The organism is Agrobacterium sp. GW821-FHT14E08 (genome assembly GCF_058803865.1).
This window is the reverse complement of the sequence record NZ_JBXAPJ010000001.1, coordinates 444,048-463,474: the sequence shown is the minus strand read 5'-3', so window position 1 is coordinate 463,474 and position 19,427 is coordinate 444,048. Positions and strand designations below refer to the sequence as shown.

Genomic DNA, 19,427 nt, shown 5'->3' with positions numbered 1-19,427 from the left:
GCGTGACAGGACAAAATTCAGGCGAGGCGGGATTTATTTCGCCTTGCCTGTTCGTATTGGTTTGAAGACATGAAGAATGGGGGCGAAAATGCAGTTTAGCGATGATCTTGAAGAGGCATTGTCGGATTTTGCGAGAGATCACGGCTTCGACAGGGATGAGGCGATCCAGCGCATCGTCCGCGCCGCCCTCATTAACAGCGGCTACCTTGCCTCCGGCGAAGAGGGCATTCCGCCGGAAAAGCTGAATGCCAGCAACGACGATTGAGCTTTAATATCCGGATTTCGCCGCAGGTGCTGCCCCACCTTTGTAACGGCTGGAAAGCGAGCGCAGCGTGTTGGAAAATTCCGTGACATCGGCACCGACAGCCACAAAAGACGCGCCGAGTTCGAGATAACGGCGATTGAAGGTCTCGTTGAAGGTGAGAATGCCGGCGGCCTTGCCGGCCGCGACGATCTTGACGATTGCCGCCTCGATGACCGCCTGCACTTCCGGCTCATCCAGCTTGCCGAGATAACCCATATCCGCCGCGAGATCCGCCGGGCCGATAAAGACGCCGTCCACACCCTCCACCGCGAGAATATTGTCGAGATCGTGGATCGCGGCGCGCGTTTCGGCCTGCACCAGAAGGCAGACACTGTCGGAGGCGCTGTCGGCGTAATCGGTGATGGTATTGAAAGCGGAGGCGCGGGCAACGGCAGCCCCCATGCCGCGAATACCGCGCGGCGGATAATGCATGGCGCTCACCAGGGCTTCCGCCTGCGCCGCCGAATCGACCATGGGAACGAGCAGCGTGCGGGCGCCCGCATCCAGGAGCTGCTTGATCATCCAGCTTTCGCCAACCGGCACGCGCACCACCGGCTCGGCGGGCGACGTGGCAAGGGCGCGCAGCTGGTCGATGATGCTGCGCAGATCGTTCGGCCCGTGCTCGCCGTCAATCACCAGCCAGTCGAACCCCGCCGTTCCGGCGATTTCCGCCGTGATGGCCTCACCCATGTCGAGCCAGAGACCAATCTGCGGCCTGCCGGCGTGGATGGCGGTTTTGAAACGGTTTTCTGGAGCGGGCATGATATCCTCAGGAGAGCAGTAATTTCAGATCGGCGGAGGGGTCCGCCAGGATGGCGCGGTCCGGTTCAGCGCCGGTATCGAGCAATTTCTTGCCGGCAACATAGGCCTTGGCATCATTGACGGCATCGACGGCCACGAAGCGGCCATCGCGGAAATACCAGACAGACCAGCTGCCTTCGCGTGCGCCGGGCCGCAGCACCGTCTCGTCATAACCGAGATTGAAACCGGCAATCTGCAGCTTCACCTCGTATTGATCCGACCAGAACCACGGCTTGGCGTCATAGGCGATTTCTGTGCCGGCCAGCACATAAGCGGCGGCCTCGGCCTGATCGACCGCGTTCTGGACCGATTCGATTCGCACATGCTGGCCGCGCCAGGGCAGCAAGGCACAATCGCCCACCGCATGAATATCGCTGTCCGAACTGCGGGTATATTCGTCCACCACTATGCCATTGCCGACATCGAGGCCCGATTCGCGCGCAAGGCGGTCGTTCGGCGTCACGCCGATACCGACGATGACGAAATCCACGTCGAGCGTCGAACCATCCGAAAGCTCGGCTGCAGCCACCCGGCCATCCATGCCGACAAGGCGCACAAGGCCGGTCTTTTCGCGGATCGCGACGCCATTTGCCTGATGAATGCCGCGCATGATGTCGGCCGTTTCCTTCGCCGCCACGCGCTGGAGAATACGGTCGGCCATTTCGATCAGCGTCACATCGAGGCCGAGCTTGCGGGCGACGGCCGCCGCCTCCAGACCTATATAACCACCGCCGATGACCAGCAGCCGGCGGCCGGGCTTCATCTCCACCATCAGCCGGTCGGCATCGCGCTTGTCGCGAACGGTCAGAACGCCTTCGAGATCGCCGCCGATGCTGGCTGGCAGCAGGCGGGGGGCGGCACCGGTCGCCAACACCAGCCTGTCGTAGGAAAGCGTGCTGCCATCCTGCATGCGCAACGATTTGGCCGCGCGATCGATTTCCTCCACCCAGGTGGAGAGCCGGATATCGACATTGTTTTCCGCGTACCATTCTTCCGGCCGGAACATCAGCCGGTCGAAGCTCATTTCGCCGAGAAGGTATTTTTTGGAAAGCGGCGGCCGCTGGTAAGGATAGGCATCCTCGGAACCGATGATGGTGATGGGGCGCTCATCCTTCAGCGCCCTGAGCTTTGCTGCCAGCGCGAAAGCGGCCTGCCCCGCCCCGACGATTACCAGCCTACCCGTCACATTCAACTCCCAGACACGAATCGCGACGGGCAAGTCCCACCCACTCGCGCAAAGCCATATTGCCCGATCAGGCGTAACGCCAAGTACGGCCCGCGTCAACCGCACGGCAACGCCAGCCCGGTGCAAGCATGACACATTATCAGCTCAGGCTGCGACACGCCTGCAACCAGACAAAGCCGAGCGCATTTTCCCCAAGGGAAACATCGGATTGCGTAAGGGGCGTTGGCCCATGTCGAGACGGAAAACAGACAATTGCGCGAATTTCCTTCACGCGCTGGCAAGGAAGCCGCGTTAAAATCAGCACCAGGAAGAGGCAATCCGGGAGGTTGTCATGGCTTTGCATATGGATCCCCGTCAGAACGTCCCCCAGGACGAGAAGTACGAGAAATTTCAGATCGACCGACCCGGCAAGATCACCTTCATCGGGCACCACCTCAGTGCCAAGGACACCATGCGCTGCCTGGTGCGCACCATCTCGCTTTACGGCGCGGAACTCGAAGTCAGCCCGAATCTGGAGATGCCCGCCAATTTCTATCTGGAAATTCTCGGTATTCGCGACGAAATCGGCTGCACGCTGATCCGCCGGGAGGAAGAAAAGGTCACGATCGGCTTTAACATGCTGATCGACGCCGAATTCCTGCACCATGTGCGCAGATTGAGTTTCGAGACCAGCGCCTGAACCTGACACAGCCTGCCGCCCGATTCGCCGGCAGGTTTTTCCGTCGGGAAGTGGCGGAGGAAAAAACTGTTCCAAAACAGTCATCCAATAACCGGGCGCGGCTTGCGTCCGGTTTTTTTGCACCTATTGTGTGCCGGGTTTTAAAACAGGTACCGGAACTCTCAGCCAATGTCCGCTTTCTCACGCCTTACGCCGCTTGCCGTCTCGCTCCCCTCAACCGTTCCTTTCGTCGGCCCTGAAGCCATCGAGCGGAACCGTGGCCTGAAGGTGGAAGCACGGATCGGCGCCAATGAAAGCGGCTTCGGCCCCGCCCCTTCCGTGCTTCTGGCCATGCGCGATGCTGCCGCCGATACCTGGATGTATAGCGATCCGGAAAATTTCGAGTTGAAGGAGGCGCTGGCCATCCACCACGGCGTTGCGCGCGGCAATATCGCCATCGGCGGCGGTGTCGATGGGTTGCTGGGTGAGATCGCCAGGCTGATCGTCGAGCCGGGAACGCCGGTGGTCACGTCGCTCGGCGGTTATCCCACCTTCAATTATCACGTGAACGGGTTTGGCGGAAAACTCGTCACCACACCCTATGTCGACGATCACGAGGATCTCGACGGGCTTCTCGATCTCGTTATCCGGGAAAATGCGCCGCTGGTCTATTTCGCCAATCCCGACAATCCGATGGGAAGCTGGTGGGAGGCAAGCGAGGTCGTCGCCTTTGCCCGGGCGTTGCCGGAAACCTGCCTGCTCATTCTGGACGAAGCCTATTGCGAGACCGCACCCGCAAGCGCCGTGCCGGCCATCGACGCGCTGATCGGCCAGCCGAACATCCTGCGCATGCGCACTTTCTCGAAGGCCTATGGGCTGGCCGGCGCCCGCGTGGGTTATGCCATCGGCACGCTTGGCAATGTCGAAGCCTTCGACAAGATCCGCAATCATTTCGGCATGGCGCGCATTTCCGTCGCCGGCGCATTGGCGGCGCTGAAGGACCAAGCCTATCTGCATGAGGTCGTCGGAAAAATCTCAAACGCCCGCGAGCGTATTGCCGCGATTGCCCGCGATAACGGGTTTTCGCCGCTCCCCTCGGCCACCAATTTCGTCACCATCGATTGTCACCGCGATGGTGCTTACGCCCGCGCCATCGTCGATGGATTGATGGAGCATGGCGTATTCATCCGCATGCCGGGCATCGCCCCGCTCAATCGCTGCATTCGTGTGAGTGTGGGACCGGATGACAAGCTCGATCTCTTTGAGCAGGCGTTGCCGAAGGTCATCAAGGCGATTGGGTGAGGCGGGCGACATCCCCTCGCTTCCGTCATTCCGGCCCTGAGCCGGAATCCAGTCGACGCGCGTCTGCGCGGCGGAGAGAGTCCTTTCAGCCCAAAGACTTGGGCTGGCTGGATTCCGGCTCAAGGCCGGAATGACGGGAGAGAAGTGTTTTGGACTCAAACAACCAAGCGGACTGCCGTACCGGCTCCAACTAATTGCCATATGATGCGAATGCGATTCAAAATCCGCCCGCAAGCCCCTGCCCGCGAATCATTTTCCAGCAGAGGACATCGCCAAACATAAGAAAACCGCGCCGGCCTTGTTCCTGCCGGTCGCGGTTTGATGTGTCAGCGCAAAAGCTTCTGTTCAGAAGCCCTCGCCGCATTCCCCTTCGGGTTTACTTTCGTTTGCACCGGTCATCGGGACTGGAGGGAACCGGACCGGAAATTCTATCGCGGATGCGGATGCGTCAGTGCATCGTCATCCAGTCGCGGGCGGCACGCAGCGCTTCGGCCAGTTCCGCCTTGGTCATGTTGCGGGCAAGATCGGCACGCAGCGAAGCGGCTCTTTCCGATCCGCGGATCGCGGCGATGTTGAGCCATTTGTGGGCCGCGACCAGATCCACCTTGCATCCCCGCCCGGTCGCATAGACCAGGCCGAGATTGCAAAGGGTGTCGGCGCGGGTTTCGCCACCGGCAACTGCCATTTCGATATCGCGAATTTCAAAGCGTGCCATCGTTTTTATCCCTGTCTTCTCGCCTGTTTCATCAATTGCCTTCTTGCCGAGGCTACCGTTCGAACCTGCCGTCTTATGCGGCTTTTTTGTCCTTCCGGCCGGCAGGTTTTCCCTGCGCTTTTGATGAGTTGAATATGCCATGAGGCCTTCAACGGGCGCTTAAAAGGCATGATTAATGTGACGCAAACAAACTGCAAACGATTGGTAAAATTGGTTTTTTGTTAAATATCGCAAGGTGCGGAAATTAAGGACTTTGCGGCGAATTTTACGAAAACTTCAGAATTGGATTTCAACCCTTCATTCACCACGATCAAAACAACGATTTTTGGATTTCCCGCTTTTCCGCTCCTTCAGCGGGTGAAGAGGCCCCATAAAGACCGCAAATTTCTGTTTCCTTTTACGTGAACGTAAAATAACATCCGCCTGCCTGTCATGAGGATGAAACAGGCAAAGGACAAAGCAGGCGTAGCGAGCAATCGTTGCGCCGCCGGGCGGCTGTGCATCATGGATGGCGCTTGGCATGCCAACGGGTTTGGATCTGCGCATTGGTCCCTGACACGGTTCAGGGAGGCGGCGCGAATTTCGGGAGGAGTTTTTATGAAGCGTGTAATGATGATTGCCGCCGCCCTGACGATGGGTGGCAACCTTGCCTTTGCGGCCGAGCCCATTGAAGGCAACTGGAAGACGGCAAGCGGCGAGACAGCCGCAATCGGTCCCTGCGGCGCGGCTTTTTGCGTGACGCTGAAGACCGGCAAACATGCCGGAAAACAGATCGGCAAGCTTTCCGGCAAGGGAAACAGCTATGCCGGTGACATTACCGACCCCGCCAATGACAAGACCTATAGCGGCTCCGGCACCGTTTCCGGCAATTCGCTGAGCATGAAGGGTTGCGTTCTGAAGATACTGTGCAAGTCGCAGACCTGGACGCGGCTGTAAAATCAGGCACGGCGGGTGAGCCTTTGAAAGCTCGCCTGCCGTCGCAGGCGGATGTGGCGGGGAACGGACATACCCGTTGATGTATCGTTGCGGTCCCGCCGAACACGATTAAGATCGACGCATGCGACCCACCCTTTCCACGATCCTGATCTCGGGCACCTCACATGTCGGCAAAAGCACCCTTGCCGGTCTGTTGGGCGCAAAGCTTGGGTGCGAGGCAATATCGACCGATAGTCTCGCGCGCCACCCGGGACGGCCCTGGCCCGGCATACCGACGCCTGTCGAGGAATATTACACACAGCTATCGGCAGAAACGATCCATTGGTTTCTGAAGGTCCACCACCAGAATATCTGGCCGCTGATCCGCGGGCTGATCGACAGCAAAGCGCGCACCGGCCATCAAGCCGTTTTCGAGGGCGCGGCCCTGCGGCCGGAATTCGTCGCGCCCCTTTTTGGCGAGGCGACCGCCGGTGTCTTTCTCCATGCCGAGAACGACTTTCTTCTGGAGAGAATGCGCTCGCAAGCACGGTACAAGGATGCAGCGAGCGGCCAGCGCCGAATCATGGATGCCTTCATCGAACGCTCGCTGCGCGAAAATGCCGAGATGCTGGCATCGGCGCGGCAACTCGGCATGCCGCTTGTCGATGTTGAAAACCCCGCCGCACTCGACAGCCTTGTCACCGAATTTGTCGAGCGTGCCAGCGCCTCTCCGGCATGATTCGACAGGTGGTTGTGCACGCTCCGAAGCCATCGAAAGCTTCAATTGACCCGCAGCGTACCCCGTTAACCTCCCTGAATGCCATATGAACCGGGGTCTCAGGGTCCGTTCAGTCCGACTATGGCAAAACTCTGTCCATCAACTCCAATAAAGGGGAATGGACATGGCAAAGCTGATCAGCCGGCTGGCAATCTTCGCGTTTCTCATGGCGATCTTCGCCATGTCCTTCGCTTCGCTCGTCGTCAATCCCAACCGCAGTTTCCAGCGGGTGAATGCCGGCGCGGCCATCGCCTGCCAGCACAGCCCGGCGCCCGCCGCCAATTGCCCCGTCGTACTTTGAGGACCGGCCGATGATAAACAGCTTTTCAAACGGCCTCTTCTCCGCTCTGCGGCTGGTGCTGATGGCATCGATCTTTCTCGGCCCGGTGGCGGGACTTGCGGTTTACAAGGCCGATCCCCGCCCGGCATCCAAGGGCGCCGGTTTCGTGCTTCTGATGAGCCTGCAACGCGGCGCGCTCGGCTGAAATTCCGGCACCCCACCCTCGCCCCGGCCGTATTTTCCGTTTCTTTTCAGTTTCTTCGTATTTCTGTCGCTTGCCTGTCGAAATTGCCCTCTTATAATGGGCCATGACAATAGCAAAACCAACGATTCCGCCCCTCACCTTCGTCACTCCTGAGCCTTTCGCGCCGCAGACATTCACGGACCCGAAAGAAGCCGTGGCGGCTTTGAACGCGCTCTACGAACGCAATACGGCGTTCCTGATCAATTCCTTCACCGAACTGGCCAAGGGCGCGCCGATTGCCGGCCGCTATCGCGCCTGCTATCCGCAGGTCAGCCTTGAGACCGCAACCTTCGGCCATGTCGATTCGCGTCTCTCCTACGGCCATGTCACCGCCCCCGGCGTCTACACCACGACGATCACCCGGCCGGAGCTTTTCCGCCATTATCTCAAGGAACAGCTGGGGCTTCTGATGAAGAACCACGGCGTTCCGGTCACAGTGTCGGAATCGGCCACGCCCATTCCGCTGCATTTCGCTTTCGGCGAAGGCGCCTATGTCGAGGCGGCGGCGGCCTCCTCGCTGTCTGACGTGCCGCTGCGCGATCTGTTCGATACGCCCGATCTCAACAACACCGACGATCTCATCGCCAATGGCGAATATGATCAGGTGCCCGGCGAACCGGCACCGCTCGCGCCCTTTACCGCGCAGCGCATCGATTATTCGCTGGCCCGTCTCAGCCATTATACGGCAACCAGCGCCAGCCATTTCCAGAACTTCGTGCTGTTCACCAATTACCAGTTCTATATCGATGAATTCGCCGCGTGGGCGCGTCAGTTGATGAAGAATGGCGGCGAGGGTTACACCGCCTTCGTGGAGCCCGGCAACATCGTCACCCCGGCCGACTCAGACAAGCCGGAAACGGACGCCGTGCTGGCCCGCCTGCCGCAGATGCCCGCCTATCACCTGAAGAAAAAGGGCCATGCCGGCATTACGCTGGTCAATATCGGCGTCGGCCCTTCCAACGCCAAGACGATCACCGACCACATCGCCGTGCTGCGCCCGCATGCCTGGCTGATGGTCGGCCATTGCGCCGGCCTGCGCAACAGTCAGCGACTGGGCGATTATGTTCTGGCGCATGCCTATGTGCGTGAGGACCACGTTCTCGACGACGACCTGCCGGTCTGGGTGCCGATCCCGGCGCTCGCCGAAGTGCAGCTGGCGCTGGAAGGCGCTGTCGCGGAAGTCACCGGTTACGAAGGCTTCGAGTTGAAGCGCATCATGCGCACCGGCACCGTCGCCACCATCGACAACCGCAACTGGGAACTTCGCGATCAGGCCGGTCCCGTCAAACGCCTGTCGCAGTCCCGTGCCATAGCGCTCGACATGGAATCGGCGACCATCGCCGCCAACGGCTTCCGCTTCCGCGTGCCCTACGGCACCCTGCTCTGCGTTTCCGACAAGCCGTTGCATGGCGAACTGAAACTTCCGGGCATGGCGACGGAGTTTTACCGCACCCAGGTCGCCCAGCATCTGCAAATCGGCATTCGCGCCGTGCAGAAACTGGCCGCGATGCCGACGGAAACGCTGCATTCGCGCAAGCTTCGAAGCTTTTACGAGACGGCGTTCCAGTAAAAACAGATATCGCAGAAAGCGTCCTTGGTGTATTGTTTCGAAAATCGATACACCAAGGATTTTCGATGCGTACCAACATTGAACTCGATGACGCCTTGATCGCCGAGGCGATGGAAATCACCGGCCTTTCGACAAAAAAGGCAACGGTGGAAAAGGCGTTGCGCGATCTGGTGGAAAATCTCGGGCGACGCAAAGCGTTGCAGGAACTGAGAGGCATCGGCTGGAGTGGCGATCTGGAAGATGTGCGCAATAGCTGGAGCGCAGAAGATACCAAGTCGCAAGACGCCGCAGAATGATCGTTGTCGATACATCTGTCTGGATTGACTGGTTCCAGAATAAATCCACACCGCAAGTCGCAGCGCTCGACAATATTCGCGATCTTACCAACGTCATCATCGGCGACATTATTCTCCTCGAAATCCTGCAGGGAGAACGCAACGACAAACTGGCGGCGGCGATACATGATCGACTGAAGCGCTTCGGGTTCGTATCGATGCCGACACCCGAACTTGCCGTGAAAGCCGCCGCTAACTACCGAAAACTTCGCGGCGCAGGGAAAACCGTGCGTAAAACCGCTGACCTCATTATCGGTACCTACTGTATCGAGCACGGGCACAAGCTGTTGCAAAACGACCGAGACTTTCAGCCGATGGCCGATCATCTCGGTCTGCGACTGGCGTGAGCCTCAAACCACCTTCACCGTCCCCTCCACGCGGATGGGAAAATTCACCGAGCGTGCGATGAAGCATTTCTCGTGTGCATCATGGTGCAGCTCATCCGCTCTGGCCGGATCGCCCTTCGAAATGGTGATCACCGGTTTCAGCACCACTTCGCTGAATTGCCCCGCGCCATCCTTTTCCATCACCAGCGTACCTTCGGCATTGTCGACATAGTCTTCGACGATGATGCCATTGACCGAGCAGAAATGCAGGTACCAGAGCTTGTGGCAGGCAGAGAGCGAGGCGACCAGCAGGTCTTCCGGGTTCCAGCGGGCGGGATCGCCGCGGAAGGCGGGGTCGGAGGAGCCGGCGATGTCAGCCTTTCCCGAAGTGGAAATCGTGTAGTCGCGTTCATAGTCGCGATAACCCGAAGTCCCCTTGCCGCGATTGCCGGTCCATTTCACCTGCACGGCGTAATGATGTTCCTGTCCTGCCATTTTAGTCCTCCCTAAGAGTTTTTCGTCGCATTTTCCGGACGTAAAACCGCTACGCAGTTTTACTGGAAATGCTCTCGCGTATCACGCAGGTGATCGAGCCCCTTGCGTAAGGTCTCGATGATCTCATCCACTTCCGAACGGCTGATCGTCAGCGCCGGTGAGGCCAGCATGCGGTCGCCGGTGGCGCGCATGACGAGGCCGTTTGCCAGGCAATGGTTGCGCACGGCGGTTCCGATGTCGTCCGGCTTGGCGAAACGCCGGCGCGTCGCCTTGTCAGCCGTTATCTGCAGGCCGCCCATCAGGCCGACATTCACCGCCTCGCCGACCAATTCGTGATCCGTCAGGCTTTTCCAGCCCTCGGAAAAATAAGGGCCGATATCGTCGCGCACACGCTCCACCAGTCCCTCCTCCTCGATGATGCGGAGGTTTTCCAGGGCGGCGGCGGCGCAGACGGGATGGCCGGAATAGGTGAAGCCGTGGTTGAAATCACCGACCTCAGACAACATCACCTCCGCCACCCGATCCGAGACGATGACGCCGCCAATCGGCAGATAGCCTGATGACAGGCCCTTGGCGACGGGGGCGAGGTCCGGCTCCACGCCGAAATGCTGATAACCGAACCAGGAGCCGAGACGGCCGAAACCACAGATCACCTCATCCGACACCAGCAGAATGTTGCGCGCCTTGCAGATGCGGGCGATTTCCGGCCAGTAGGTTTCCGGCGGCACGATGACGCCGCCGGCACCCTGAATGGGTTCCGCTACGAAAGCGGCGACATTCTCTTCGCCAAGCTCGTCGATCTTCGCTTCCAGTTCGCGGGCGACTTTCAGGCCGAATTCCGCGGGTGAGAGATCGCCGCCCTCGGCATACCAATAGGGCTGGCCGATATGGGCCACGCCCTCGATCGGCAGGTTCCCCTGCTCATGCATCCATTTCATGCCCCCGAGCGATGCACCGGCCACCGTCGACCCGTGATAGCCGTTGCGGCGGGCAATCACCTTGGTTTTCGTCGGATGGCCGAGCGCTTTCCAGTAGACGCGCGCCATGCGGAACCAGGTGTCGGTCGCTTCCGAGCCGGAATTGGTGAAGAAGACATGGTTCATCTTCGGCCCGGCGCGCGACGCGATCTTCTGCGCCAGAAGCGTCGCGGGCGGCGTGGTGGTGCCGAAAAAGGCGTTGTAATAGGGCAGCTCGTTCATCTGGCGCTGCACGACATCGGCGATCTCGCGGCGTCCGTAACCGATATTCACGCACCAGAGGCCGGCAAAGGCGTCGAGATATTTCCTGCCGGTGCTGTCATAGATGAACACTCCTTCCGCGCGCTCGATGATGCGGGTGCCGGCGGCATTCAGCTTGCCCATGTCGGAAAAGGGGTGAAGGTGATGGGCGGCATCGATGGCGGCGAGATTGGACATCGGCTTGGAGACTTCATTCATGACAGATCGCACTCCCATAAAGGCGACGGCGCTCACGCTGCCGCGCCCGCCGAACATGGCCGGGCGGCCTCGATTTGGCAAGACTGGCGTTTTTTAGGGGGCGGCCTGGACGAGCGGAGGTGGCCGGTTTCTTCTCCCCGCCGGGGAGAAGGTAGCCCCAAGGGTCGGATGGGGGGGCAACGCTAGCGGTATACGGAGAGCTCGCCCCCTCATCCCGCTGCCGCGGACTTCTCCCCCTCGGGGAGAAGAAACAAGCGGCGCGCTCCCAATCCAAACGTACGCCGTTCGCGCTATGCGAAAAACGCCCGGCCCACCAGCACCTTCAATTCGCCGGCGTGAACCTCCAGCGCCACGTCCCGTTCCATCGGCAGCAATTCGCCGTCGATGACGCAGCGCACATCATGGCGTTTCTTGGGGAAATGCAGCTCCACATCCGTCACGGTCATGGCCGTTACGGCGGCGTTTTCCTTCAACCTGCCACGCAGAATGTCGAAAACGAGCTTTGCGACACCCGAGGGAGGCAGCGGATCGGTGAGGTAAAAACCGAGATGGCCGCCCGACACGCTATCCGCCACCAGCAGCGAATTCTGGCCAAACTCATTGTTCGAGACGGAAATGGCCGAGACCTTGCGGTGCTGGGTTTCGCCATTGACGGTATATTCCACCTCAAAGACCGGCGGATTGAGAATGACGCTGATGGCGGCGCGGATGCTTGCCTTGATCTTGCCGAGGCGCGAGGCGAAGGCGAGATTGTTGCGGTAGCGCACCATACGCGAATGCAGGCCCGCGGAGAACTGGTGGACGAAAAGCCTGCCATTGGCGCTGGCAATGTCGACACTGGCGACCTCGCCATTCGCCAGCGTCTCCAGAGACTGACGGATATCAAGCGGCAGCTTCAGCGAGCGGGCAAACAGGTTCATGGTGCCGGCGGGCACAATGCCGAGCACAATGCCCTGTTTCCAGGCTATACCGGCGGCGGCCGAAATGGTGCCGTCGCCGCCGCCGGCAATGATGCCTTCGATGCCCGGCTCCTCGGCGGCACGCTCCATTTCTTCGACAATGTCCCTGCCTGATACGAGACGGCAATCGATCTCGTGCCCTGCGCGGGAAAAGACCTCACGGGCGTGGTCGCAATAGGCATCCATATCCGTGGTGCGAAAGGTGCCGCCGTCACGATTGAAAATTGCAATGAGCTTCATGTTCCAACCTGATCCCGTGAGGCAGCCGCGCGTAAATGCCTGGGCTTATATAGGGTTCCAAACACCATCGCGTGAAGATGCTCTTTTGCCGAGAATCGCTCTACCGCAACGCATCATTTCATGTTAGGGATGACTTAAGGTCATTTTCATGACCGCGCATCTCCAGTCAGGGCAGACCGCTCCCATACGGTCTTGCCCTTTTTTCTGTGGGGCCCTCCCCTTCTCAGGTCACAATGAGCCAGTCGAAAATTTCCGAAGTCCGCTCTGATGCGGAGAATGAAACCGTTTACACGGCTGCCCCGGCTGTGGCCCTTTCCCCGCTTGCCATCGCCCTGATTGAACTGGCGCTTGCCGCCGGCGGCTTCGGCATCGGCACCGGCGAATTCGCCATCATGGGCCTGCTGCCCGATGTCGCCACGACCTATGGCGTAACGGTGCCGCAGGCGGGCTACGTGATCACGGCCTATGCGCTGGGTGTCGTCATCGGCGCACCGATCATCGCCGTCCTTGCCGCACGCATGACGCGGCGCGCTTTGCTCCTTGGCCTGATGGGGCTGTTTGCGGCCGGCAACATCTTAAGCGCCATTGCACCTGACTTTCTGAGCTTCACCATTCTGCGCTTCATCACCGGCCTGCCGCATGGCGCCTATTTCGGCGTTGCGGCGCTGGTAGCGGCCTCCATGGCGCCGATCCACAAGCGTGCCCGCGCCGTCGGCCGTGTCATGCTCGGCCTCACCATCGCCACGCTGCTCGGCACGCCGCTTGCAACCTTCTTCGGCCAGCTGCTGTCCTGGCGCGCGGCCTTCATGCTGGTGGGCGGCATAGCGCTTCTGACGGTGGCCCTGCTCTGGTTCTTCCAGCCGCGTGACCGGGTGGAGGAAGGGGCGAGTGTCTGGCGCGAACTCGGCGCTTTCCGCCGCGTACAGGTTTGGCTGACGCTTGCCATCGCGTCCGTCGGTTTCGGCGGCATGTTCTCGGTGTTCAGCTATATCGCCAAGACCACCACCGATGTCGCGATGATGCCGGTTTCAACCGTCTCCATGGTGCTGGCGCTGTTCGGCATCGGCATGAATGTCGGCAATGTGGTCGGCTCGCGGCTGGCCGATATCTCGCTCAACGGCACGATCGGCGGCATGCTCGCCTTTAACGTGCTGGTCATGGCGGTGTTCGGCATGACGGCGCATGATCCTTTCATGCTGTGCCTCTGCGTCTTCCTGATCGGCTGCGGTTTTGCCGCCTGTCCGGCGGTGCAGACACGGCTGATGGATGTGGCGCAGGATGCCCAGACGCTTGCCGCCGCGTCCAACCATTCGGCCTTCAACATCGCCAATGCGCTCGGCGCCTGGCTCGGCGGCCTCGTCATCGCCATGGGTTATGGCTATGCCTCGACAGGTTATGTCGGCGCGGTTCTTTCCCTTCTCGGGCTTGGTGTTTTCCTCGTTTCCGTCACCGTCGAACGACGCGAAAAGGCGGCTTGAAGTCGCCTTTTTTACAGCCTGCATCGCCGCCCCTCGGCGCGGTGCAGAACCTTGCGGAAATTTCATAATCGGGTGCTTGACTCTTTTCGGTTTCAGGCGCAACACGGCCTTACGCGCATGCCAACCAGCACGGCGCGGATTTCAACGGAGCATCATTGGATGTCTAGCGACAGTAGCAGTCGATTGCCTTTGCCGAGACCGGCGAACGTGAACTGATCCGACCATTGTCGGCTCACCACCGCGTTCGCCGCTATCGGCGAATCGACGGAAAGGTGAGCAATCATGAACTTCCACAACCTCTCCCAGAGGGCCAGCAAGGCCGCACGTCTTCTTCGTAGCGGAAACGCCGGTTCCTCCACCACCATCGCCGAACGCGTCGAGCACCTCAACACGCTCGATGTCAGCGATGCCGCAACCGCCCTCCTCGCCATGCCGCAGGCAAAGGCCGTCGCCATTCTCGACCGGCCGGAACTGCATGGCGCAGCCGCCATCATCGCCCATATTCCTGTCGAACAGGCAGCCCGCTTCGTCAACCTGATGTCTGACGACCGGGTGGCCGACGTCATGGCGGAAATGGCGGAAGAACCGCGCGCAAAGCTGTTTTCCCGGCTGGACCGCACGACGGCGCTCTCCATCAAGCATCTGATGGGGTATCCGCCGCGCACCGCCGGCTCGATCATGACCACCGAATTCGTCAGCGTGCCTGATGACTGGACGGTGGAACAGACCCTTTCGCACATCCGCGTCGTCGAGCGGTCGCGTGAAACGGTCTATGCCATCTATGTGCTGGCGCAGGACGGAACGCTCTCCACCGTCGTGACGCTGCGTCGCCTTGTGACCGGTGAGCCCGGCGCTTCCATCCTCTCCGTCGCATCGAAGGAAGGCATCGTCTGCGCCAGCCCCCTGATGTCGCAGGAGGATGTCGCCCGGCTGATCCGCAAGCACGACCTTCTGGCGCTGCCCGTCATCGACGATCGCTCGCATATTCTCGGCATCGTCACCGTTGACGACGTGATCGACACCATGATCGCCGATACCACGGAAGACGCCCACAAGTTCGGTGGTATGGAAGCGCTGGGCAAGCCCTATATGACGATCGGTTTTCCGGACATGATCCGCAAGCGCGCCGGCTGGCTCGCAGCACTCTTCCTCGGTGAAATGCTGACGGCCAGCGCCATGCAGCATTTCGAGGGTGAGCTGGAAAAGGCCGTGGTGTTGACGCTGTTCATTCCGCTCATCATGTCGTCGGGCGGCAACTCCGGTTCGCAGGCCACCTCGCTTATCATCCGGGCGCTGGCGCTCGGTGAACTCAAGCTCTCCGACTGGTGGCGGGTGCTGCTCAGGGAAATCCCGACGGGCCTGACGCTCGGCTGCATTCTGGGCGCCATCGGCTTCCTCCGTCTGACGGTCTGGCAGCAGGCGGGCTTTTACGACTACGGCGACCACTGGCTGCTGGTGGGCGCCACCGTGTTTTCGGCACTGGTCGGCATCGTCACCTTCGGTTCGCTCGCCGGCTCCATGTTACCCTTCGTGCTGCAGCGCCTGCGGCTTGACCCCGCCAGCGCATCGGCCCCCTTCGTCGCCACGCTGGTGGATGTCAGCGGCCTCGTCATCTACTTCTCGGTGGCGCTGGTGATCCTGAGCGGCACGTTGCTCTAAAAGACGAAAGGCCCGCTCGGAAAAAGCGGGCCTTACTTTTACAAATCGAAATCTCGCCATCGTCATCCTCGGGCTTGACCCGAGGATCCACAACCCGGCGCACGATGGATCCTCGGGTCAAGCCCGAGGATGACGGAGAGTGAGGCTCCCCTCACCCACCGGCGCTGATAACACCCGTTCCCAGGAGCCCCAGCAGGATGAAGCCGATGACCACGCGGTACCAGACGAAGGGCATATAGCTCTTGGTCGAGACCAGCTTGAGGAACACGACAATCACGGCATAACCGACGATGAAGGCGATCAGGGTTGCAAGTCCCGTCGGTCCCCAGCCGACCGGATTATCCTCGCCGATGCTCTTGAAGAGCTGGTAGAAACCGGAGCCGAAGACGGCGGGAACGGCGAGCAGGAAGGAATAACGCGCTGCCGCCTCGCGGGTATAGCCCAAAAGCAGGCCGGCGCTGATGGTGCCGCCGGAGCGCGAAACACCCGGGATAAGCGCCATGGCCTGCGCGAAACCGAACAGGATACCGTCACGCCAGATCAGCTGGTTCAGCTTGTAACGCTTTTCACCGATCCTGTCGGCGATACCGAGAACGATGCCGAAGACGATGAGCATCACGGCAGTGATATAGAGGTTACGCAGCGAATGTTCGATGGCATCCTTGAAGAACAGGCCGAGAAAGACGATCGGCACCGAACCGACGATGATCAGCCAGCCTAGCCGGGCATCGGCCTTGTCATAGGGGCCGAGGCGAAGGTTCTGCCGCAGCCAGGCGGCGGCGATCCGCATGATGTCGGACCAGAAGTAAACCAGCACTGCCATTTCCGTGCCGATTTGGGTAATCGCGGTGAAGGCGGCACCCGGATCCGTGCCGGAGGGCAAAAACTCCCCGGCGATCCGCAGATGCGCGCTTGAAGAAATCGGAAGAAATTCCGTAAGTCCTTGCAAAAGGCCGAGGAATCCGGCCTCCATCCAACCCATGCTCATGTGCTTTGATGTCCCTGCTGCGAATCACGATGGCAGCATTATGCATCAATCGGGGCAAATCCGTGTTGCATTGCACCATCGGCAACCCTCAAGCACAGGCGTGGTTTTACCCGTGATTTTTCAGGCCGCCTTCTCAGCAGCCTGCGGAAGCTGGGTATATTTTGCGCCGTTCTTGCAGACGACATGGGCGTCGCCCCAGACTTTCAGCGCCGAGATTACCGGCCGCATGGTCTCGCCAAGCGGTGTCAGCGCATAGTCCACGCGCGGCGGCACCACCGGAAAGACGGTGCGCGAAATCAGGCCCGCCTCTTCCAGCTCGCGCAGCTGCTTCGTCAGCATGCGCTGGGTGACGCTGGGAATATGGCGGCGCAGCTCGTTGAAACGCAGCGTCCCCTCATTGATGAGGTGATAAAGGATCACACCCTTCCATTTTCCATCGAGGAAACTTAAGGCCGATTCCACCGGGCAGCCGGGAAAGTTGCCGGTCAGTTTGGCACGCGGTCGCGACATCACAGTATCCTTTTTGTATGTATCATCACAAAATGTGCATTCTTGCGATCGATGTTCATATGTATCAAGTAAGAGGCACGCAAACAAGCAAAGGAGACTGTTCATGCGCGCCATCGGTTACAGGACGAACCAGCCAATCACTGCAAAAGAAGCCCTTGTCGATATCGACCTGCCCCAGCCGGAGGCGAAGGGGCACGATATTCTGGTGGAGGTGAAGGCCGTTTCGGTAAACCCCGTCGATACCAAGGTGCGCCGAAATCAGGCTCCGGAAAACGGCGCGGCTCGCGTGCTCGGCTTCGACGCGGCGGGTGTGGTGAAGGCCGTCGGCGACAAGGTTTCGCTGTTCAAGCCCGGCGACGAGGTGTTTTACGCCGGTGTCATCAACCGCCCCGGCTCCAATAGCGAATTCCATCTGGTCGACGAGCGCATCGTCGGCGCCAAGCCGAAATCGCTGAATTTCGAGGAAGCCGCCGCCCTGCCGCTGACCGCGATCACCGCTTATGAAACGCTGTTCGACCGGCTGCGGGTGAAGGAGCCGGTTCCAGGTGCCGCGAACGCCGTTCTGGTGATCGGTGGCGCCGGTGGTGTGGGCTCCATCGCCGTCCAGCTCCTGCGGGCGCTGACCGATCTGACCGTCATTGCCACCGCTTCACGGCCTGAGACGATTGCGTGGGTAAAGGAACTCGGTGCGCATCACGTCATCGACCACAGCAAGCCGATCGCTCCGCAGGTGGAGGCGCTCGGTCTCGGTGCGCCGGGCTTCGTCTTCTCCACCACCCATAGCGACATCCATGCCGCCGACAGCGTGGCGGCCATCGCGCCACAGGGCCGTTTCGCACTGATTGACGACCCTGCCGGCGGTTTCGACGTCATGGCTTTCAAGCGCAAATGCGTGTCGATCCATTGGGAAATGATGTTCGCCCGCGCGGTTTTTGAAACGCCCGACATGATCGAACAGCATAAGCTGCTCAACCACGTTGCCGCATTGGTCGATGCCGGCAAGATCAAGACGACGCTGACGGAGGTTTTCGGCACCATCAATGCCGCAAATCTGATCAAGGCGCATGCGCTGATCGAAAGCAACAAGGCCAAGGGCAAGATCGTGCTTTCGGGCTTTTAAGCTTCCCGCGCATCCGGCAGGCGGATCGGTCTGGTGCTGGGAGGGCGGGAGAAACCCTTCTGCTTCTTTCGAAGCCCCGGCTGATCCCCTTGCCAGGTCAAACTCTCCCGGCCGGGCTAAGGGCACCGCATCTATACGGCTGCGGCAACCCAACTGCAATGAATGGGCCGGAATGCCTTCAGTCGTCGTCCGGCTCTTCCGGGCACGGCCAGGAGGCGGGTGCAGTCAGGCCGTTCGGCAATTTGGTCTTGGCGTCACCGCAGGCAATATCGATCTGTTTCTGGTCGAGGCCGGTTGCCGTGGAGAGATCGAGCCCTTCGATCCTTGTCAAAAGCAGGAAGGCGCTGGTGAAATCCACCGGGCCGCCGAGTTTTGCCCCGCCGAAGCGGGCGCGCGACAGGTTGGTGAGGGAGAATTTCGAGCCGTTCAGCGTCGCGCCCTCAAAATCGGCCCGCCCGAGTTCGGCCTTGGTGAAATCTGTACCGTCGAGCTTGGTATTCTCGAATTTGGTTCGCTGCATTTCGGCATTGATGAACTTGGCATTGGTCGCATCGGCGGCGGTAAAGTCGCTGCGATAGGCCTCAACCTTGGTCAGATTGGCGCCCTGCAGGTTCGCCTCCCCCAGTGCCGTGCGGATGAGCTTGGCTTTCTCGAGATTGGCGCCCTTCAACGACGAGCCACGCAAATCGGTATAGGTGAAATCCGTGCCGTAAAGCATCGCCGAATCGAGATTGCTGCCGCCCAGCATCAGAAGGCGCTTGTTGCATTCGCGCCAGTCGATGCCGGCCATGGCATCGGTGCGGCAGCTGGCAGCCACCAGCGGACCGCCGCTCAATGAGACGATGACGATGACGCCTGCCGCCAGAGCGGCACCAAACCTTGTCTTCCGCACGATATTCAGCCTTTGAAAGCCGGACATTCTCGTAACTCCCTGTCGCCGGGCGACGGACCTAGGACCATATGCATATTGAAGGCGTTACCGCATCGCCGAACCACAATCCATGGGCCACACGACCATGCAACACCCCAACATCCTATATGTAAGAAATCGAAGAGCAATCCACAAATAGACAGGGGGCAACAGGGCTGTGGATACCACATCCCGTCAAGCCGGGCTTGACCCGGCAA

23 protein-coding genes are annotated in these 19,427 nt (G+C 60.2%); 13 read left to right on the top strand and 10 right to left on the bottom strand.

Features of this window, described 5'->3' with window-relative positions:
- Positions 1-88: 88 nt before the first annotated feature.
- Entirely contained in the window at positions 89-265 is a 177-nt protein-coding gene (locus AC1ROR_RS02280; RefSeq protein WP_498588505.1) for a hypothetical protein, read from the top strand.
- A 3-nt stretch (positions 266-268) separates the two neighbouring features.
- On the opposite strand, the gene AC1ROR_RS02275 is transcribed toward AC1ROR_RS02280, so the two are convergent.
- Positions 269-1,066, bottom strand: coding sequence for an aldolase/citrate lyase family protein (locus AC1ROR_RS02275; protein WP_498588504.1), 798 nt, complete (start codon positions 1,064-1,066; stop codon positions 269-271).
- Positions 1,067-1,073: 7 nt separating this feature from the next.
- On the bottom strand, positions 1,074-2,291 hold the full coding sequence (locus AC1ROR_RS02270; RefSeq protein ID WP_498588503.1) for an NAD(P)/FAD-dependent oxidoreductase: 1,218 nt from the start codon (positions 2,289-2,291) through the stop codon (positions 1,074-1,076).
- Between the two features lie 331 nt (positions 2,292-2,622).
- Here AC1ROR_RS02270 and AC1ROR_RS02265 point away from each other — a divergent pair, with 331 nt between their 5' ends.
- The gene (locus tag AC1ROR_RS02265) at positions 2,623-2,970 is read left to right on the top strand and encodes a hypothetical protein (RefSeq protein ID WP_035218137.1); all 348 of its coding nucleotides are present in this window, start codon (positions 2,623-2,625) and stop codon (positions 2,968-2,970) included.
- Between the two features lie 168 nt (positions 2,971-3,138).
- Positions 3,139-4,251: a pyridoxal phosphate-dependent aminotransferase gene (locus tag AC1ROR_RS02260; protein WP_498588502.1), complete on the top strand. Its 1,113-nt coding sequence runs from the start codon at positions 3,139-3,141 to the stop codon at positions 4,249-4,251.
- Between the two features lie 448 nt (positions 4,252-4,699).
- Here the strand turns inward: AC1ROR_RS02260 and AC1ROR_RS02255 are convergent, their stop codons facing one another.
- Positions 4,700-4,966: an SEL1-like repeat protein gene (locus tag AC1ROR_RS02255; RefSeq protein ID WP_003496982.1), complete on the bottom strand. Its 267-nt coding sequence runs from the start codon at positions 4,964-4,966 to the stop codon at positions 4,700-4,702.
- Between the two features lie 297 nt (positions 4,967-5,263).
- Entirely contained in the window at positions 5,264-5,512 is a 249-nt protein-coding gene (locus tag AC1ROR_RS02250) for a hypothetical protein (protein ID WP_498588501.1), read from the bottom strand.
- Between the two features lie 51 nt (positions 5,513-5,563).
- Between AC1ROR_RS02250 and AC1ROR_RS02245 the strand changes: the two genes are divergently transcribed.
- The 7 genes from AC1ROR_RS02245 to vapC all read left to right on the top strand — a co-directional run bounded on the left by AC1ROR_RS02245 (position 5,564) and on the right by vapC (position 9,435).
- On the top strand, positions 5,564-5,902 hold the full coding sequence (locus AC1ROR_RS02245; protein WP_498588500.1) for a DUF2147 domain-containing protein: 339 nt from the start codon (positions 5,564-5,566) through the stop codon (positions 5,900-5,902).
- 121 nt (positions 5,903-6,023) lie between these two features.
- Positions 6,024-6,620 (top strand): AAA family ATPase, encoded by a 597-nt coding sequence (locus tag AC1ROR_RS02240; protein ID WP_498588499.1) that lies wholly within the window; start codon positions 6,024-6,026, stop codon positions 6,618-6,620.
- 157 nt (positions 6,621-6,777) lie between these two features.
- On the top strand, positions 6,778-6,960 hold the full coding sequence (locus AC1ROR_RS02235; RefSeq protein WP_035218142.1) for a hypothetical protein: 183 nt from the start codon (positions 6,778-6,780) through the stop codon (positions 6,958-6,960).
- Between the two features lie 10 nt (positions 6,961-6,970).
- Positions 6,971-7,144 (top strand): hypothetical protein, encoded by a 174-nt coding sequence (locus AC1ROR_RS02230; protein WP_167377408.1) that lies wholly within the window; start codon positions 6,971-6,973, stop codon positions 7,142-7,144.
- 103 nt (positions 7,145-7,247) lie between these two features.
- Entirely contained in the window at positions 7,248-8,753 is a 1,506-nt protein-coding gene (amn, locus tag AC1ROR_RS02225) for an AMP nucleosidase (protein WP_498588498.1), read from the top strand.
- Between the two features lie 65 nt (positions 8,754-8,818).
- Positions 8,819-9,049 carry a type II toxin-antitoxin system VapB family antitoxin gene (locus tag AC1ROR_RS02220; RefSeq protein WP_035218145.1) on the top strand — a complete coding sequence of 77 codons (231 nt, stop codon included), beginning with the start codon at positions 8,819-8,821 and terminating at the stop codon, positions 9,047-9,049.
- Positions 9,046-9,435: a type II toxin-antitoxin system VapC family toxin gene (gene vapC / locus AC1ROR_RS02215; protein WP_498588497.1), complete on the top strand. Its 390-nt coding sequence runs from the start codon at positions 9,046-9,048 to the stop codon at positions 9,433-9,435. The genes AC1ROR_RS02220 and vapC overlap by 4 nt, the downstream gene beginning before the upstream one ends.
- A gap of 3 nt (positions 9,436-9,438) precedes the next feature.
- On the opposite strand, the gene AC1ROR_RS02210 is transcribed toward vapC, so the two are convergent.
- The 3 genes from AC1ROR_RS02210 to AC1ROR_RS02200 form a co-directional block, all read right to left on the bottom strand.
- Positions 9,439-9,909, bottom strand: coding sequence for an OsmC family protein (locus AC1ROR_RS02210; RefSeq protein WP_035218150.1), 471 nt, complete (start codon positions 9,907-9,909; stop codon positions 9,439-9,441).
- 59 nt (positions 9,910-9,968) lie between these two features.
- Positions 9,969-11,345 (bottom strand): aspartate aminotransferase family protein, encoded by a 1,377-nt coding sequence (locus tag AC1ROR_RS02205; protein WP_498588496.1) that lies wholly within the window; start codon positions 11,343-11,345, stop codon positions 9,969-9,971.
- 290 nt (positions 11,346-11,635) lie between these two features.
- Complete coding sequence (locus AC1ROR_RS02200) at positions 11,636-12,544, bottom strand: diacylglycerol/lipid kinase family protein (RefSeq protein WP_035218153.1); 909 nt, start codon at positions 12,542-12,544, stop codon at positions 11,636-11,638.
- Between the two features lie 233 nt (positions 12,545-12,777).
- Between AC1ROR_RS02200 and AC1ROR_RS02195 the strand changes: the two genes are divergently transcribed.
- Both AC1ROR_RS02195 and mgtE read left to right on the top strand, forming a co-directional pair.
- Positions 12,778-14,022 carry an MFS transporter gene (locus tag AC1ROR_RS02195; protein WP_080833962.1) on the top strand — a complete coding sequence of 415 codons (1,245 nt, stop codon included), beginning with the start codon at positions 12,778-12,780 and terminating at the stop codon, positions 14,020-14,022.
- A gap of 282 nt (positions 14,023-14,304) precedes the next feature.
- Positions 14,305-15,681: a magnesium transporter gene (gene mgtE / locus AC1ROR_RS02190; RefSeq protein WP_498588495.1), complete on the top strand. Its 1,377-nt coding sequence runs from the start codon at positions 14,305-14,307 to the stop codon at positions 15,679-15,681.
- 151 nt (positions 15,682-15,832) lie between these two features.
- Here the strand turns inward: mgtE and AC1ROR_RS02185 are convergent, their stop codons facing one another.
- Together AC1ROR_RS02185 and AC1ROR_RS02180 are read right to left on the bottom strand one after the other, a co-directional pair.
- Positions 15,833-16,669 (bottom strand): undecaprenyl-diphosphate phosphatase, encoded by an 837-nt coding sequence (locus AC1ROR_RS02185; protein ID WP_080833958.1) that lies wholly within the window; start codon positions 16,667-16,669, stop codon positions 15,833-15,835.
- Positions 16,670-16,789: 120 nt separating this feature from the next.
- Positions 16,790-17,179: a winged helix-turn-helix transcriptional regulator gene (locus AC1ROR_RS02180; protein WP_035218162.1), complete on the bottom strand. Its 390-nt coding sequence runs from the start codon at positions 17,177-17,179 to the stop codon at positions 16,790-16,792.
- Positions 17,180-17,282: 103 nt separating this feature from the next.
- On the opposite strand from AC1ROR_RS02180, the gene AC1ROR_RS02175 reads away from it, so the two are divergent.
- Positions 17,283-18,299 carry a zinc-binding alcohol dehydrogenase family protein gene (locus AC1ROR_RS02175; protein WP_498588494.1) on the top strand — a complete coding sequence of 339 codons (1,017 nt, stop codon included), beginning with the start codon at positions 17,283-17,285 and terminating at the stop codon, positions 18,297-18,299.
- Between the two features lie 178 nt (positions 18,300-18,477).
- Here the strand turns inward: AC1ROR_RS02175 and AC1ROR_RS02170 are convergent, their stop codons facing one another.
- On the bottom strand, positions 18,478-19,218 hold the full coding sequence (locus AC1ROR_RS02170) for a pentapeptide repeat-containing protein (RefSeq protein ID WP_498588493.1): 741 nt from the start codon (positions 19,216-19,218) through the stop codon (positions 18,478-18,480).
- Between the last annotated feature and the right edge of the window lie 209 nt (positions 19,219-19,427).

Excerpts from the sequence above, each read along its gene's own strand:
- AC1ROR_RS02180 (WP_035218162.1), bottom strand. The coding sequence starts at position 17,179 with ATGTCGCGACCGCGTGCCAAACTGACCGGCAACTTTCCCGGCTGCCCG.
- AC1ROR_RS02220 (WP_035218145.1), top strand. The coding sequence starts at position 8,819 with ATGCGTACCAACATTGAACTCGATGACGCCTTGATCGCCGAGGCGATG.
- AC1ROR_RS02185 (WP_080833958.1), bottom strand. The coding sequence starts at position 16,669 with ATGAGCATGGGTTGGATGGAGGCCGGATTCCTCGGCCTTTTGCAAGGA.
- AC1ROR_RS02210 (WP_035218150.1), bottom strand. The coding sequence starts at position 9,909 with ATGGCAGGACAGGAACATCATTACGCCGTGCAGGTGAAATGGACCGGC.
- AC1ROR_RS02240 (WP_498588499.1), top strand. The coding sequence starts at position 6,024 with ATGCGACCCACCCTTTCCACGATCCTGATCTCGGGCACCTCACATGTC.
- AC1ROR_RS02200 (WP_035218153.1), bottom strand. The coding sequence starts at position 12,544 with ATGAAGCTCATTGCAATTTTCAATCGTGACGGCGGCACCTTTCGCACC.
- AC1ROR_RS02275 (WP_498588504.1), bottom strand. The coding sequence starts at position 1,066 with ATGCCCGCTCCAGAAAACCGTTTCAAAACCGCCATCCACGCCGGCAGG.
- AC1ROR_RS02265 (WP_035218137.1), top strand. The coding sequence starts at position 2,623 with ATGGCTTTGCATATGGATCCCCGTCAGAACGTCCCCCAGGACGAGAAG.
- AC1ROR_RS02205 (WP_498588496.1), bottom strand. The coding sequence starts at position 11,345 with ATGAATGAAGTCTCCAAGCCGATGTCCAATCTCGCCGCCATCGATGCC.
- AC1ROR_RS02195 (WP_080833962.1), top strand. The coding sequence starts at position 12,778 with ATGAGCCAGTCGAAAATTTCCGAAGTCCGCTCTGATGCGGAGAATGAA.
- vapC (WP_498588497.1), top strand. The coding sequence starts at position 9,046 with ATGATCGTTGTCGATACATCTGTCTGGATTGACTGGTTCCAGAATAAA.
- mgtE (WP_498588495.1), top strand. The coding sequence starts at position 14,305 with ATGAACTTCCACAACCTCTCCCAGAGGGCCAGCAAGGCCGCACGTCTT.
- AC1ROR_RS02260 (WP_498588502.1), top strand. The coding sequence starts at position 3,139 with ATGTCCGCTTTCTCACGCCTTACGCCGCTTGCCGTCTCGCTCCCCTCA.
- AC1ROR_RS02245 (WP_498588500.1), top strand. The coding sequence starts at position 5,564 with ATGAAGCGTGTAATGATGATTGCCGCCGCCCTGACGATGGGTGGCAAC.
- AC1ROR_RS02250 (WP_498588501.1), bottom strand. The coding sequence starts at position 5,512 with ATGCGCAGATCCAAACCCGTTGGCATGCCAAGCGCCATCCATGATGCA.
- AC1ROR_RS02280 (WP_498588505.1), top strand. The coding sequence starts at position 89 with ATGCAGTTTAGCGATGATCTTGAAGAGGCATTGTCGGATTTTGCGAGA.
- AC1ROR_RS02230 (WP_167377408.1), top strand. The coding sequence starts at position 6,971 with ATGATAAACAGCTTTTCAAACGGCCTCTTCTCCGCTCTGCGGCTGGTG.
- amn (WP_498588498.1), top strand. The coding sequence starts at position 7,248 with ATGACAATAGCAAAACCAACGATTCCGCCCCTCACCTTCGTCACTCCT.
- AC1ROR_RS02175 (WP_498588494.1), top strand. The coding sequence starts at position 17,283 with ATGCGCGCCATCGGTTACAGGACGAACCAGCCAATCACTGCAAAAGAA.
- AC1ROR_RS02235 (WP_035218142.1), top strand. The coding sequence starts at position 6,778 with ATGGACATGGCAAAGCTGATCAGCCGGCTGGCAATCTTCGCGTTTCTC.
- AC1ROR_RS02170 (WP_498588493.1), bottom strand. The coding sequence starts at position 19,218 with ATGTCCGGCTTTCAAAGGCTGAATATCGTGCGGAAGACAAGGTTTGGT.
- AC1ROR_RS02255 (WP_003496982.1), bottom strand. The coding sequence starts at position 4,966 with ATGGCACGCTTTGAAATTCGCGATATCGAAATGGCAGTTGCCGGTGGC.